This window comes from Pusillimonas sp. SM2304 (assembly GCF_031628915.1).
Classification (GTDB): Bacteria; Pseudomonadota; Gammaproteobacteria; order Burkholderiales; family Burkholderiaceae_B; genus Pusillimonas_C.
Window position 1 is genome coordinate 833,346 of the sequence record NZ_JAVLUJ010000002.1, and the last position, 12,860, is coordinate 846,205.

Annotated in this window: 9 protein-coding genes; 3 read left to right on the forward strand and 6 right to left on the reverse strand. The window is 63.9% G+C overall.

The genetic code is table 11. From position 1 onward, the window contains the following. Positions 1–66: 66 nt before the first annotated feature. Entirely contained in the window at positions 67–1,149 is a 1,083-nt protein-coding gene (locus RE432_RS12960; RefSeq protein ID WP_409079855.1) for a tellurite resistance/C4-dicarboxylate transporter family protein, read from the forward strand. 46 nt (positions 1,150–1,195) lie between these two features. On the opposite strand, the gene RE432_RS12965 is transcribed toward RE432_RS12960, so the two are convergent. The 5 genes from RE432_RS12965 to RE432_RS12985 form a co-directional block, all read right to left on the reverse strand. After that, positions 1,196–2,914, reverse strand: coding sequence for a methyl-accepting chemotaxis protein (locus RE432_RS12965; RefSeq protein ID WP_310933815.1), 1,719 nt, complete (start codon positions 2,912–2,914; stop codon positions 1,196–1,198). A gap of 75 nt (positions 2,915–2,989) precedes the next feature. Beyond that, on the reverse strand, positions 2,990–3,856 hold the full coding sequence (locus tag RE432_RS12970) for an ABC transporter permease (RefSeq protein ID WP_310933816.1): 867 nt from the start codon (positions 3,854–3,856) through the stop codon (positions 2,990–2,992). Positions 3,857–3,861: 5 nt separating this feature from the next. Beyond that, positions 3,862–5,106 carry an ABC transporter permease gene (locus tag RE432_RS12975; RefSeq protein WP_310933817.1) on the reverse strand — a complete coding sequence of 415 codons (1,245 nt, stop codon included), beginning with the start codon at positions 5,104–5,106 and terminating at the stop codon, positions 3,862–3,864. 5 nt (positions 5,107–5,111) lie between these two features. Then, a complete protein-coding gene (locus tag RE432_RS12980) occupies positions 5,112–6,176 on the reverse strand; it encodes an ABC transporter substrate-binding protein (RefSeq protein ID WP_310933818.1) in 1,065 nt (354 codons plus the stop codon). Further along, positions 6,173–7,300 (reverse strand): ABC transporter ATP-binding protein, encoded by a 1,128-nt coding sequence (locus tag RE432_RS12985; RefSeq protein ID WP_310933819.1) that lies wholly within the window; start codon positions 7,298–7,300, stop codon positions 6,173–6,175. Before RE432_RS12985 ends, RE432_RS12980 begins: the two co-directional genes overlap by 4 nt. A gap of 126 nt (positions 7,301–7,426) precedes the next feature. On the opposite strand from RE432_RS12985, the gene RE432_RS12990 reads away from it, so the two are divergent. Together RE432_RS12990 and RE432_RS12995 are read left to right on the forward strand one after the other, a co-directional pair. After that, a complete protein-coding gene (locus tag RE432_RS12990) occupies positions 7,427–8,686 on the forward strand; it encodes a DNA repair exonuclease (RefSeq protein ID WP_310933820.1) in 1,260 nt (419 codons plus the stop codon). A gap of 5 nt (positions 8,687–8,691) precedes the next feature. After that, the gene (locus RE432_RS12995) at positions 8,692–12,213 is read left to right on the forward strand and encodes an AAA family ATPase (protein WP_310933821.1); all 3,522 of its coding nucleotides are present in this window, start codon (positions 8,692–8,694) and stop codon (positions 12,211–12,213) included. A 15-nt stretch (positions 12,214–12,228) separates the two neighbouring features. Here the strand turns inward: RE432_RS12995 and RE432_RS13000 are convergent, their stop codons facing one another. Continuing rightward, positions 12,229–12,801, reverse strand: a complete 573-nt coding sequence (locus RE432_RS13000; protein WP_310933822.1) for a hemerythrin domain-containing protein — start codon at positions 12,799–12,801, stop codon at positions 12,229–12,231. Positions 12,802–12,860 lie beyond the last annotated feature (59 nt).

Genomic DNA, 12,860 nt, shown 5'->3' on the forward strand with positions numbered 1-12,860 from the left:
GCCCGCTTGCGGGGATAAAATGCGGATTGTCGTATTCATATCGTGCCACGAGGCACATTCCACCCCATGCGCCCACCTCCCACCGAACATCCTCCTTTTTCGCCCAGCCTGCCGGTGGGTGTCCGGCTTGGGGGGTTGGCCGGCATGTCGCCCGCCAACTTCGGCATGGTCATGGCCACGGGCATCGTGTCCCTGGCGGCGCACATGCTGGGGCATGGCGCGCTTGCGCATGCCTTGTTCCTGCTCAATAACGTCCTGTTCGGCGTGCTGTGCGTGCTGACGCTGCTGCGCATCGTGCGTTACCCGAGGCTGTTTTTCAGCGATATGTCGGACCATCTGCGCGGGCCGGGGTGCTTCACCACCGTGGCGGCATGCGCCATACTCGCCTGCCAGTACATGGTGCTGCTGGGCGATACGCACATGGGGACGATTTTATGGGCGGCGGCCCTGACCTTGTGGTTCGGCTTCACGTATGCCATTTTCACCGTGCTGACGGTCAAGCGCGAGAAGCCCGGCCTGGAGCGCGGCATCAATGGCGGGTGGCTGCTTGCCGTGGTGGCGACGCAGTCGATCGCGGTATCCAGCGTCTTGCTGGCCGCCACCAGCCAGCAGCCGTATCGCCTTGAGCTGAACTTTCTGGCGCTGTCGATGTGGCTGTGGGGCGGCATGCTCTATATATGGCTGATGGCGCTGATTTTCTACCGCTATACCTACTTCCGGCTGTCGCCGGACGACCTGACGCCGCCTTACTGGATCAATATGGGGGCGATGGCCATCTCGACACTGGCCGGCTCCTTGTTGATCAGCCGTTCGGCCGACGCGCCTTACCTGATATCCCTGCAGCCATTCCTGAAGGGCTTCACCATTTTTTATTGGGCCACCGGCACCTGGTGGATCCCCATGCTTTTGCTGTTGGGCGTATGGCGCTACGCCTACAAGCGGTTTCCGCTGCGCTATGACGCCCTGTACTGGGGGGCCGTGTTTCCGCTGGGGATGTACGCGGCCTGTACGGAGCAAATGAACCAGGCCATGGGCTTTCGCTTTCTTGCTCCGGTGCCCGGCATTTTCTTTTACCTGGCGCTTGGAGCCTGGGCGCTGGCCTTTCTTGGCCTGCTGGCGCAGCTTGTCCGCGGCCGGCGCGCCGCCTAGCACCCGGCCCGGTTCCGCCTTGGCGGTTCGCCTGGCCTGGCGATGCTCAGGCGTAGCTGATCCGGGAGGCCGGGGAGGGCAGGAAACGGGGAGCCGCCCGGCCTTCGTCCGGCTGGATGGCGGCGGCATCGGCCAGGCCTGGCGCGGCAGCCGCCAGGTCGCGGCCGTTCAATGTAAAGCGCAGCAGGGTGTCCAGCAGCGCATCCGACTGCGCCTGCTGCAAGGCCGTGGCTTCCGCCGCTTCCCGCACCATGCCCAGATTCTGCTGTGTGATGGCGTCAAGGTGGTTGACCGCCTTGCTGACCTCGCTGATGCCGCTGGACTGTTCAATCGAGGCGCCGGCGATCTCGTTGACCATGGTTTGAACCTGGTTGACCGACTGCACGATGTCATGGATGGCGCGGCCGGCGTCATCGACCAGGTTGGCGCCGGCATCAAGCTGCGCGACGGAATCCTTGATCAATTGCTCAATGTCTTTCGAGGCCTCGGCCGAGCGCAGCGCCAGGCTGCGCACTTCAGCCGCCACCACGGCAAACCCTTTGCCTTGCGCGCCTGCGCGGGCCGCTTCGACGGCGGCGTTCAAGGCGAGGATATTGGTCTGGAAGGCAATATTGTTGATCAGGCTTGTGATGTCGGCGATTTTCCTGGAGCCCTGACGCACTTCCTGCATGGTCGCGACGGCATGGTTCATTGTCCGGCTGCCGCTGTGGGCGGCCGCCACCGCTTTATCCACCAGGATCTTGGATTGCTCGGCATTGGCCGCGTTCTGCTGGACGGTGGCGGCCAACTGCTCCATGGAGCTGGCCGTTTCCTGCAGATTGGCCGCCTGTTCGTTGCTGCGATCCGCCAGATGGGTGTTGCCGCCTGAAATCCGGTGCGACACGGTCGCGATGTGGGTCGCGTGATCGTAGACATGCTCGACCGCTTCATGCAGGCCATGGCCGATGCCGTTCAGCGCGTGCAGAAGCTTGCCCAGTTCGTCGCTGCGCTGGACCGGCACACGGGCCGTCAGGTCGCCCTGCGCAAGCCGTTCGGCAAACAGCACGCCGCGGTCCAGCGGACGCTTGATGGACCAGTACAGGCCCCACAGGGCCATGGCGCTGCAGGCCAGCAGGGCGATGATGGCGGCTACCGCCAGCAGGTAGGCGCGCTGGCTGGCCGCGCTGGCTTCCTCGACATCCTGGGCGTAGCGGTTTGCCTGCAGGGTATTGAATTCGTCGATGGCCTGCTGGATGCCGGCGGATGCCTGCGCGTACTGCTGGCCGAATATCATGACTTTGGCCAGCAGCGCATTGGGCAGCGCGACCTTGATGCCGCCTTGCCCGTCATCAAGCTGGCCGCTGGCCGTCCCGATGGCTTCGACTTCCGTCTTGCCCAGTTCGATCATCTGGGCGTGCGCCGATTCCAGCTTGGCCATTTCGTCCGCGGTGAAATCCAGCGCCTTGAAGCGGTCCAGCATGGCCTGCTGTATGCCGTTCGCATCCGGCGCCGCGCCATGCAGGACTTGGGCCAGATGCTTGTAGCTTTCTTCGAATTCGGGCTGCTCGCTGGCCACGAAAGCCATGACGTCGCGGGTCATGGCCTGCGTCAGATTCTTGTAGTCGGTGGCCAGTTCGGTGGCCTGATAACGCCGCGCTTCGGTGGTTTTAAGATGTTCTATGCTGCGCGTGAGATGTTGCAGCGCGCTGAGAACCAGCAGTGACAGCACGGTGAGGATGGCCAGAAAAAAAATAAAGCTTTTCTTCAGGGTGAAAACTTTGCTCATGTGCTGCTGCCTGCCGTCGATGATCTGCTGCCGGGCGCGGATGTCCGGCTATGCGGGACGAATTATCGCAGGGCTTCATGACAGCAATGTGTCGCCCCCCTGGCGTATTTTTTCAGAACGCCGGCGCAGCAGTTCCAGTGTCGCCAGAAACAGGATGGAAATAATGATCAGCAAGGTGGCGACCGCCAGGATGGTGGGATTGATTTGCTCGCGCAGCCCGGCGAACATCTGGCGGGGAATGGTGCCTTGCTCGGGTCCGGCCAGGAAGAGCACCAGCACGATTTCGTCGAACGACGTCACGAAGGCGAACAGCGCGCCGGAGATGACGCCGGGGCGTATCAGCGGGATGACCACGTCGCGGAATACCTGGAGCGGCGATGCCCCCAGGCTCAAGCCCGCCTGATAGAGCGACCGGTCGAAGCCGCTGAGCGTGGCGGTGACGGTGATGATCACGAAGGGCACGCCTAATGCCGCATGGGCAATGATGATGCCGGCGAAGCTGCCTACCAGGTTGAAGCGGGTGTAGAAAAAGAACATGCCCGCGGCGACGATAATCAGCGGCACGATCATGGGAGACAGCAGCAGGGCGGTGATCAGCCGCCGACAGGGCATGTGCTCGCTGGCCAGGCCCACGGCCGCCACAGTGCCTAGGGTGGTGGCGATGACAGTGGCGCACATGCCGATGAAGAAACTGTTGCGTATGGCCAGCATCCAGTTCTGGCTGTTGAAAATGGCCTGATACCATTTCAGCGAGTAGGCCTCGGGGTCCAGCTGCAGCATGCCGGGCGTGAAGCTGAAGAAGGGTTCGGCATTGAAAGAAAGGGGGATGATGACCAGTATGGGCAGCATCAGGAAGAACAGCACGGCCCAGGCGGTCAGCTTGAGCGCGTAGGCGGCCAGTTTGTGCCGCCAGGTGTAGTAGGCCGGATAAGCGTGTTCCATGGCCGTCAACCCAGCTTGATGTTCCTGGCGCCGATCAGACGGTCGTACGTCCAATACAGCAGCAGGATCAGTATGAGCAGCAGCGTACCCAGCGCGGCGGCCAGGCCCCAGTTGTTCGAGCGCTGCATGTGGAAGGCAATGATGTTGGAGATCATCTGCCCGTCGGTGCCGCCGACCAGGGCGGGCGTGATGTAGTAGCCCACCGAAATGATGAAGACCAGCAGCGAGCCGGCGCTCAGGCCGGGCAGGGTCAAGGGAAGGAAGACGCGCAGGAAGGCCGAGAAGGGCCGGCTGCCCAGGGACAGCGCCGCCCGGACATAACTGGGGTCGATGCCCTTCATGACGCTGTACAGTGGCAAGATCATGAAGGGAAGCAGAATGTGCGTCATGGCAATGACGGTGGCGAACCGGGTGTACAGCATTTCGATGGGGCCGCTGGTCAGGCCGATGGACTGGAATATCGAGTTGAGTACGCCGTTGGTTTGCAGCAAGGCGATCCAAGCGGTGGTGCGCACCAGCAGCGACGTCCAGAACGGCAGCAACACCAGCACCATCAGTATGCCCGCGGTACGGCGCGGCGCGTGGGCCAGGTAGTAGGCCAAGGGGTAGCCCAGCGCAATGCACAGCACGGTGATGATCAGGGCGATGCTGAGCGTTTTGCTATAGAGCTGTATATAAATGCGGGCGGATTCGCGCAGTTGGATTTCATTCTGCGCGTTGCGCTCCAGGTCCAGCGCGGTCAGATAATAGCTGTCGGTATAGACTTGGCCGACCTCACGGATCGCCCGCCACAAGCCGGGTTCGGCCCAGCGGGGGTCGGCTGCTTGCAATAGGGTTCCGCCTTCCTTGGCCAGCGTGCCGTCCGGCATTTTCCTGAATTTGCGCGCGGTGGCGTTGACCAGGCTGGATGCGCCGGGGTAGGCGCGGTTGATGGCGGCGGCCAGAATGCCCGAGCGGCGGCTTTCGGCAAGTTGCTTGAGCTCCACCGCCAGGGCCGAAAACACGACGGGTTCAGGCAGTTCGCTGTCTTTCCATTTTGCCAGCTGTTCCAGGGTGTTGGGGATGAGTTCGACCAGCGTCGGGTTATAGACGCTGCGATACAGCATGGTGGCGATGGGCGCCACGAAGGCAAAGAAAATAAAGGCCAGCAGGGGCGCCACGAGCAGCAGGCTGCCGCGCCGGCGGCGCCGCAGCTCTTTGCTTTCCGCCCTGATCTCGCTTGCCGACAGGGCAACGTGCTGGCCGGCCATCGCGATTACTTAAGCAGCCATTCGTTGAACTTCTCGCCCAGCGACTCGCCGTAGTCGGCCCAGAAAATGCCGTCGGCCTTGACGCCTTCGTCGACGTGGGAACTGGGCAGGTGATCGATGACGCTCTTGTCAACCAGCGCCATGGAGGAGTTGCGCGGCGGGCCATAGGCGACGTCCTGGAAGCCCGACAGCGCCTTGGTGCTGGTGGTGAACGAGACGAATTCCAGCGCTTGCTTCAGGTTGGGCGTGCCCTTGACGATGCCCCAGGCATCCAGGTCGTAAAGATTGCCGTCCCACACCATGGTAAATGGCTTGCCTTCGCGCTTGATGGCGTCAAAGAAGCGTCCGTTGGCCGATTGCACCATGACGGCGCCGCCGTCGTTCAGCAACTGGGGCGCTTGCGACCAGCTTTCGAACCAGACGATGTCGGGCTTGATGGTGTCCAGCTTGGCAAAGGCGCGTGCCTGGCCCTCGGGCGTGGCCAGCACTTTGTAGACGTCCTCGGCCTTGACGCCGTCGGCCAGCAGCGCCCATTCAAGATTGACCTGGGCGCGTTTGCGCAGGGCGCGCTTGCCGGGAAATTTCTGCAGATCGAACAGATCCTGAATGGTGGAAGGTTGCTTGTCGCCTATGGTCTTGTTGTTGTAGGCATAGACCGTGCTCCAGACGATTTCGCCCACGCCGCACTCGTTTTCCAGGGCGGCCGGGATGAAGTCCTGCTCGGCCGGCGTGCCATCGTCGCCCGGCAGCAGGATGTCGCGCGGTATGACTTCAAGCAGGCCTTCGGCGCAGGCCCGTTCCAGGTCGATGGTTTCGATGTCGACGACATCCCACTGGATTTTGCCGGCTTCGACCTGCGCCTTGATTTCGGCGACGCCGCCGGTGTAGTTTTCGAACAGGACCTTGTTGCCGGTCTTGGCGACATAGGGATCGATCTGGTGGACTTTCTGCGCCGCGCCATAGGCGCCGCCAAACGACACGACCGTCAGGGTTTGCTGCGCCTGTACTGCGCTACCCAATGCCAGGCCCAGCACCAGCGCGGGGCCTGCCAATTTTGTGATGGTTTTCACGGTTGTTCTCCTTGGACTGGGGATGAGTGGGTGCTGAACGCAAAACAGTCGCTGGTCATCCAGGCCAGGACGGTCGTTTGCCCTTCGGTGAAGTCGGGCGCCTTCGTATCGTTCAGGGTCTTGACGGTCACGTTGCTGCCGTCGGACAACTGAAAGTAATAACGGATGAAGTCGCCCACATAGTGGCGGGTGATGAACTTGGCGGAAACCTGGTTATCGAAGGCCTGGCCTTCCGTTTTGATCGCCAGCTTTTCCGGCCGGATCGAGATAATGCTTTGCGTGTCGCGCGCGCCGCAGTTGCCATTCCGGGCCTGGATGGCCGTGCCGCACTGCATGGATGCCGCCACGAAGCCTGTGCCGGCTCCGCCCGAAATAGCGGCCGGTATCAGGTTGTTCTCGCCGATGAAGTTGGCGACGAAGGCGTTGGCGGGCCGCTCGTACAGGTCGTCGGGCGAGGCGTATTGCTGCACGACGCCCTCGTTGAAGACGGCAATGCGGCTGGACATGGTCAGCGCTTCGACCTGGTCGTGCGTAACGTAAATGACGGTAAAGCCCAAGCGCTGGTGCAGGCGGGTGATTTCGAACTGCATTTGTTCGCGCAGCTTTTTATCGAGCGCGCCCAGGGGTTCGTCCATGAGCACCAGGGTGGGCTCGAAGATCAAGGCGCGGGCCAGCGCGACCCGCTGGCGCTGGCCGCCGGACAACTGGCCGGGATGGCGGTCGCCGAAATGGCTCAGTTCGATCAGTTTCAGGTACTGGGCGACTTTCTCGTTGATGACGGCCTTGGGCAGTTTGCGCACGGTCAAGGGGTAGGCCAGGTTTTGCGCAACGGTCAGATGGGGGAACAGGGCGTAGTTCTGGAACACCATGCCGATATTGCGCTTGTAGGGCGCGGTGGTGGTCATGGGCGCGCCGTTGATGGTGATGCTGCCGCTGGTGACGTTCTCGAAGCCGGCCAACATCATCAGCACCGTTGTTTTGCCTGAGCCCGACGGGCCCAGCAAGGTGACGAACTCGCCTTGTTTCACGTCAAGGCTGAAGTCTTTGACGACCAGCGTTTTTTGGTCGTAGGTTTTTTTGACGTTGGCAAATCTGAGAAATTCTTCCTTGCCTGCTTCTTCCATCGGTCTTCCAGTTGATCTTGGTTTTGTGTCAGACTATCCCGCGAACGAGTGCCAGGGCTCACTTTAGAATAGCACCACACCCGCCTGATTTATACCAAGGGTTTCCCCCGTAAAAGGATTTGTTCCGTGAGATTCATCCACGCTGCCGACATCCATCTGGACAGCCCCCTGACCGGGCTCAGCGCCTATGCGGACGCGCCGGCGGACATGCTGCGCACCGCCACGCGCGAGGCGTTCGCCAAGCTGGTCGGCGTCGCCATTGACGAGGCGGTCGACTTCATGGTGATTGCCGGCGACCTGTACGACGGCAACTGGAAAGACCACAACACCGGGCTGTATTTCGCCAGGCAGATGGGGCGCTTGAAGCGTGCCGGCATACCGGTGTATTTGCTGTATGGCAATCATGACGCGGAAAGCGAAATGACCCGCAAGCTGCTGTTGCCCGACAATGTATTCGTGTTCGACGCCCGCAAGGCCTCTACCTTCATCGACCCGGAACTGAAGCTGGCCTTGCACGGGCGCAGTTTCAAGGTGGCCGCCACCACCGAGAACCTGGTGGCCACCTATCCGGAGCCGGTCCGGGGCATGTTCAACATCGGGGTGCTGCATACGGCGCTGGAAGGCAATGCCGCCCACGCCCACTACGCGCCCTGTTCCCTGGACGAACTGCAAGCCAAAGGCTACCAGTACTGGGCCTTGGGCCATGTGCATGAATACAGCGTCTGGCGCGGCGATGCCTGTGTGGTCTTCCCCGGCAACCTGCAGGGGCGCAATATCCGTGAAACCGGTCCTCGCGGGGCGGTCATGGTCAGCCACGACGCCGCGACGGGGCAGGTCGACATAGAGCGTTTGCTGGTGGACGTATTGCGCTGGCACAGGCTGGAGGTCGATGCGTCGTCTTGCGCATCCTTTGTCGAGGTGGCCCGCGCCATCGGCAGCCGGCTTGAGCGTTTGCTGCTGGACGAGTCGCCGGACATGCCCTTGGTCGTTCGCGTCGTTGTCGGCGGGGAAACCGCCGCGCATGGCGAACTCTTCGGCCTGGAAAGCCAACTGCGGGCGGAAGTCCAGGCCCAGGTGGCCGCCCTGGGGCATGAACGGCTCTGGCTTGAAAAGCTCAGGCTCGCCACGCGCGCGCCGTTGCGGCCCGCCACGCTGCATGACCGCGCCGAGGCGCTGACCGATCTGCAGGCCTTGCTGGAAGAAGCGGAAACCGACGAGGCCTTTTTGAAGGATCTGCAAACGGAACTCATGGGCCTGGTGGGCAAAGCGCCCCATGAACTGCAAAGCAGCGTGCCCTGGTTCAGCGACATCAGGGCGGGCGAGTTGACCGGCCTGCTGCGCGAGGTGGCGCCGTCCCTGATGGCCCACTTGGCCAAGGCGGAGTAAGCGGCATGCGGCTGAACCGACTTGATCTGATCCGCTATGGAAAATTCACCGGCCAATCCGTTTCGTTGCCGCAAGCCCCCCGTGACTTTCATCTGATTCTGGGCGCGAACGAAGCGGGCAAATCGACCTTGCGCAGTGCGATCCTGGATTTGCTGTTCGGATTTCCCTTGCGTACGCCGCTTGACTTCCTGCATCAAAAATCAGATTTGTGTGTCGGGGCCCAGATCCAGCATGGGGACGGCATGCTGGAATTCGTGCGCCTGAAGGCCAACAAGAATACCTTGCGCGCGCCGGACGGCGAGATCTTGCCGGATACCGTGCTGGATGCCTTTCTTGGGGGGGCGGGCCGGGGCTTTTTCGACAAGATGTTCGGCCTGGACCATCCCAGGCTGGTCGAGGGCGGCAACAGCATACTGAATGCGCAGGACGACGTCGGCCAGGTCCTGTTCCAATCGGCGGCGGGCCTGGCCAGCCTGGGCCGTGTGCGCGATGCGCTCGAACAAGAGGCCGACAGTCTGTGGGCGCCCACCCGCTCGTCCAAACGGGCCTATTATCAGGCGCGGGACGACATGGCCGAGGCCAGCGCCGCCCTGAAGGCCGCCACGGTCCGTACGGGTGCGTGGACCGACGCGCACGAGCGGGTCCAGGCGTTGACCGAGCGCATCGAGGCGCAGCGCGCCGTGCAGCTCAGGCAGCAGGCGCAGCGCAATCAGCTGGAACGCATCCGCCGCGTCAATCCGGTCATGCAGGAGCTGAGGGAAAGCGAAGCCGAGTTGGCCGGCTTGGGCCAGGTCGTCAGCCTGGCGCCCGATGCGGCGCAGACGCTGGCGCAGGCGGAGCGGGCCCAGGCGATGGCCGAGCATGGACTGGATTTGCGCCGCGCCGAAGCGCAGCGGCTGGAGGCGGCCTTGGCGGGTATCGCCATTGACGACACCCTGCTGGCCATGGCCGGGGACATTGAAGCGCTGGATGCCCTGCGCCATCAGTATGGGGCGCACGAGTCCGCGATGGTGCGCTGCCAGGGGCAACTGGACCAGCTTTGGAAAGAGGCGCTGCAATGGCTGGATGAACTGGGCATGGCGCCGCGCGATGTTACGGACGGACGGGTCAGTGCGGCCGGGGTGCTGGCGCTGCAAGCCCGCTTGCCCGGCTTGCCTGTGCGCAAGCATTTGGAACAACTGCTGCGCGATCAGCATGTCGCCGGCCAGGCCCTGCACGCCGCGCAAGCGGCGGCAAGCAGCCGGCGGGCCGAAGTCGCCGCTATCGAAGCCAAGCTCCGCGCGCAACCCGCGCCCGTTGTCAATGCGGCGCTGCGCGCGGCGCTCGAGCGTGCAAAGACCTTGGGCGATCCCGATGCCGCGCTGCAGAAATCCATGGCGCTGGTCCGGAAAGCCCAGTCCGCCCTGGACCAGGCACTGGCCAATCTGGGCGAATGGTCCCACCCGCCTGGGCCATTGCGTACGCTTGCCGTGCCGCTGGCCCAGGTGGTGGCGGAGCTGCTGCCCGAACGCCGGGTGCATGTGTCCGATGTGAAGTCGGCGGGCCAGCGTTGCGACGAACTGGCCGCCACGGCCGAGAAGGCGCGGCTGCGTGTGCAGCAATACCGCGAACTGCATCATCCGGCCACGCAGGAAGATGTCATGCAGGCGCGCCTTCAGCGTGACGAGATCTGGCGGTCCATCAAGCGTGGCGACCAGGCGGTGGCGGCCGCGGCGACGCAGTTCGAGTCGCAGGTTGGCCGGGCCGATGCGCTGGCCGATTCCCGCCATGAGAAAGCGCAAGAGGCCGCGCAAATGCAAAGCCTGCAGCATCAGTGGGAGCAAGCCAGCCAGGACCTTGAACTGGCGCGGGCGCGTCAATCAGCCTGCCAGAAAGCGCTGGCTGATCTGGATGCGCGGTGGCGGGCGGCATGCGATAGCCTGGGGTTGGCCGGGATGCCCTTGGAGCACGCGCCGGATTGGCTCGCCCAGAAAGACCGCGTGCTGGATGCGGACGAAGCGCTGGTGCAGGCGCAGCACGATACCGCGCTGCTGCAGGACGCCCTCCAGACGGCGAGCGACCGGCTGGCGCAGACGCTGGCGGGCAACCGCGGCCAGGCGGAAGGCGATGCGGAACTGGACAAGGGCGCGGCCCTTACCTTGGACGGCTTGCGCGCCAAGGCCGAAGCCACGATCCGTGATGCCGATGCCGCCATAGTGCGGCGGGAAGCCTGGCTGGCGCAGCTTGCCGAACTCAAGCCCGTGTTCGAAGCGGCGCAGCAAGCCCTGCACGACGCGCAGGCCAGGCAGGCCAATTGGCAACAGGCCTGGACTGCGGCCTTGACGCAGGCGGGCCTGGCCCCCCATGCCAGCCTGGGCGAGGCCGAAGGGGCGCTGGCCCTGATCTCGGCTGTTGCGGACAAGCTCGAACAGATGCGCCGCCTGCGTGCAGAGCGGCTCGATGTCATGCAGGCCGAGCTGGACAGCTTTACCGAGCAGGCCGGCAGGTATGCGCAAACGGCGGGCCTGGCGGCAGGCGCTTTGTCGCATGCCGAGGCATTTTCCGTCAGCCAGACCCTGATGCAGCGCCTGGCCGAGGCGCGCCGGGCGCAGGAGCAGGCGGCAGGCCTGAAGCGCGCCCTGGAGGGCGAGCAGGCCGAGATCCGCGTCGCGGAACAGGCGCTGCGGCAAGCGCAGGCCAATGTGCAGCCGCTGCTGGATCGCGCCGGCGTGCGCACTCTGGACGCGCTGGCGCAGGCCATCGGCCGTTCTGATCAGCACCGTGCGCTGCAAGAGCGCATCCGCCTGGCGCAGGCGCGCTTGCTGCAAGAGGGCGACGGCCTGACCCGAGAACAATTGCAGGCCGAACGGGAGGCGGTCGATCCGGCGGCGATTTTGACGCAATGGACGGCGCTGCAGGCTGATCTGGAACAGTCGTCCAAGGCGCAGAGCGATCTGGCTGTGGAGCTGGCCGAGGCCCGGCGCGATCTGGACGCCATGGCCGGCGCCGACACGGCGGCCCGGGCCGAGGCGCGCCGGCAGGATGCCCTGGCCAGAATGGGCGATGCGGCCGAGCGCTACGTCAAAGTGTTTACCGCCGCCCGGCTGTTGCGGTGGTCGATTGACCGGTATCGCGAGGAAAAACAAGGCCCCATGCTGGCGCGCGCCAGCGCCATTTATGCGCAGCTTACCTTGAACTCCTTCGAGCGGCTCAGGGTCGACTTTGACAGGCATCCCATGGTGCTGGAGGGGCAGCGTGCCGACGGGCAGCGCGTCGGCATTGGGGGAATGAGCGACGGCACGCGCGACCAGTTGTATTTGGCCTTGCGCCTGGCGGCGCTCGAGCTGCATTTGCAGCAGGCGCCCGCGCTGCCGTTCATCGCCGACGATCTGTTCATCAACTATGACGATGCCCGGTCCGAGGCCGGCTTGCGCGCGCTGGCCGATTTGTCCGAGCAGACCCAGGTCGTGTTCCTGAGCCATCATGGCGCTTTGCTGGCGCCGGCGCGCCGGGTGTTCGGCGACCGTCTGAACGTGGTGACCCTGTAGCGGTGACCTGCAGCCCTATGGCTTTGGCGGCGAGTCGATGTCGCTGTCGCGGATGCCTCGCCGCCTGCGCATGGCCGCGCCTACGCGGGTGATGTCCTGATCGCTGAGCAGGCGCGCCGCCATGGGCAGCAACTCGTCCTCCTCGCGCTTAATGTGGCTGGCGTACAACTGGGTAAAGGATGCGACGGTGTCGGCGGGCAGGGTGGCCGGTTCGCCTTGGGCGACCCGCGCCAGGGTCTGGCGCAAGCGCCGCCAGTCTGCCTCCAGCTTGCGGTGCTCGGCGCTCAGGCCGTCAATCAGCGCCCGGATGCAGACGGCATCGGAGCCCGCCATGGATTCAAGCAGGGCGGGAAACAGGTCGTCTTCCTCGTCGGCGTGATGTTGCAGGGCCGAGGTGTCGAAATAGCGCATGATGGCCGCGGCCGCGCTGCGGGCTGCGCTGTCGCTGCCGTGTTCCAGTAAGTGAGGCGCCAGCCGCTCCAGGGTGTCGCATTGGCGCTCAATGCGATGGTGGCATGCACTGAGCATCTCCAGCGGCGCTTCAGTGCTGGCCGTGGGGCCCGAAAAGCCCGGAAAGTCTGTGGTCATGGCACGGTCTCCTGCCTATACTCTATTCTTGATCATTATAAATAGCAGAGAGAGACCCT

Excerpts from the sequence above, each read along its gene's own strand:
- RE432_RS12975 (WP_310933817.1), bottom strand. The coding sequence starts at position 5,106 with ATGGCCGGCCAGCACGTTGCCCTGTCGGCAAGCGAGATCAGGGCGGAA.
- RE432_RS12985 (WP_310933819.1), bottom strand. The coding sequence starts at position 7,300 with ATGGAAGAAGCAGGCAAGGAAGAATTTCTCAGATTTGCCAACGTCAAA.
- RE432_RS12960 (WP_409079855.1), top strand. The coding sequence starts at position 67 with ATGCGCCCACCTCCCACCGAACATCCTCCTTTTTCGCCCAGCCTGCCG.
- RE432_RS13000 (WP_310933822.1), bottom strand. The coding sequence starts at position 12,801 with ATGACCACAGACTTTCCGGGCTTTTCGGGCCCCACGGCCAGCACTGAA.
- RE432_RS12970 (WP_310933816.1), bottom strand. The coding sequence starts at position 3,856 with ATGGAACACGCTTATCCGGCCTACTACACCTGGCGGCACAAACTGGCC.
- RE432_RS12995 (WP_310933821.1), top strand. The coding sequence starts at position 8,692 with ATGCGGCTGAACCGACTTGATCTGATCCGCTATGGAAAATTCACCGGC.
- RE432_RS12965 (WP_310933815.1), bottom strand. The coding sequence starts at position 2,914 with ATGAGCAAAGTTTTCACCCTGAAGAAAAGCTTTATTTTTTTTCTGGCC.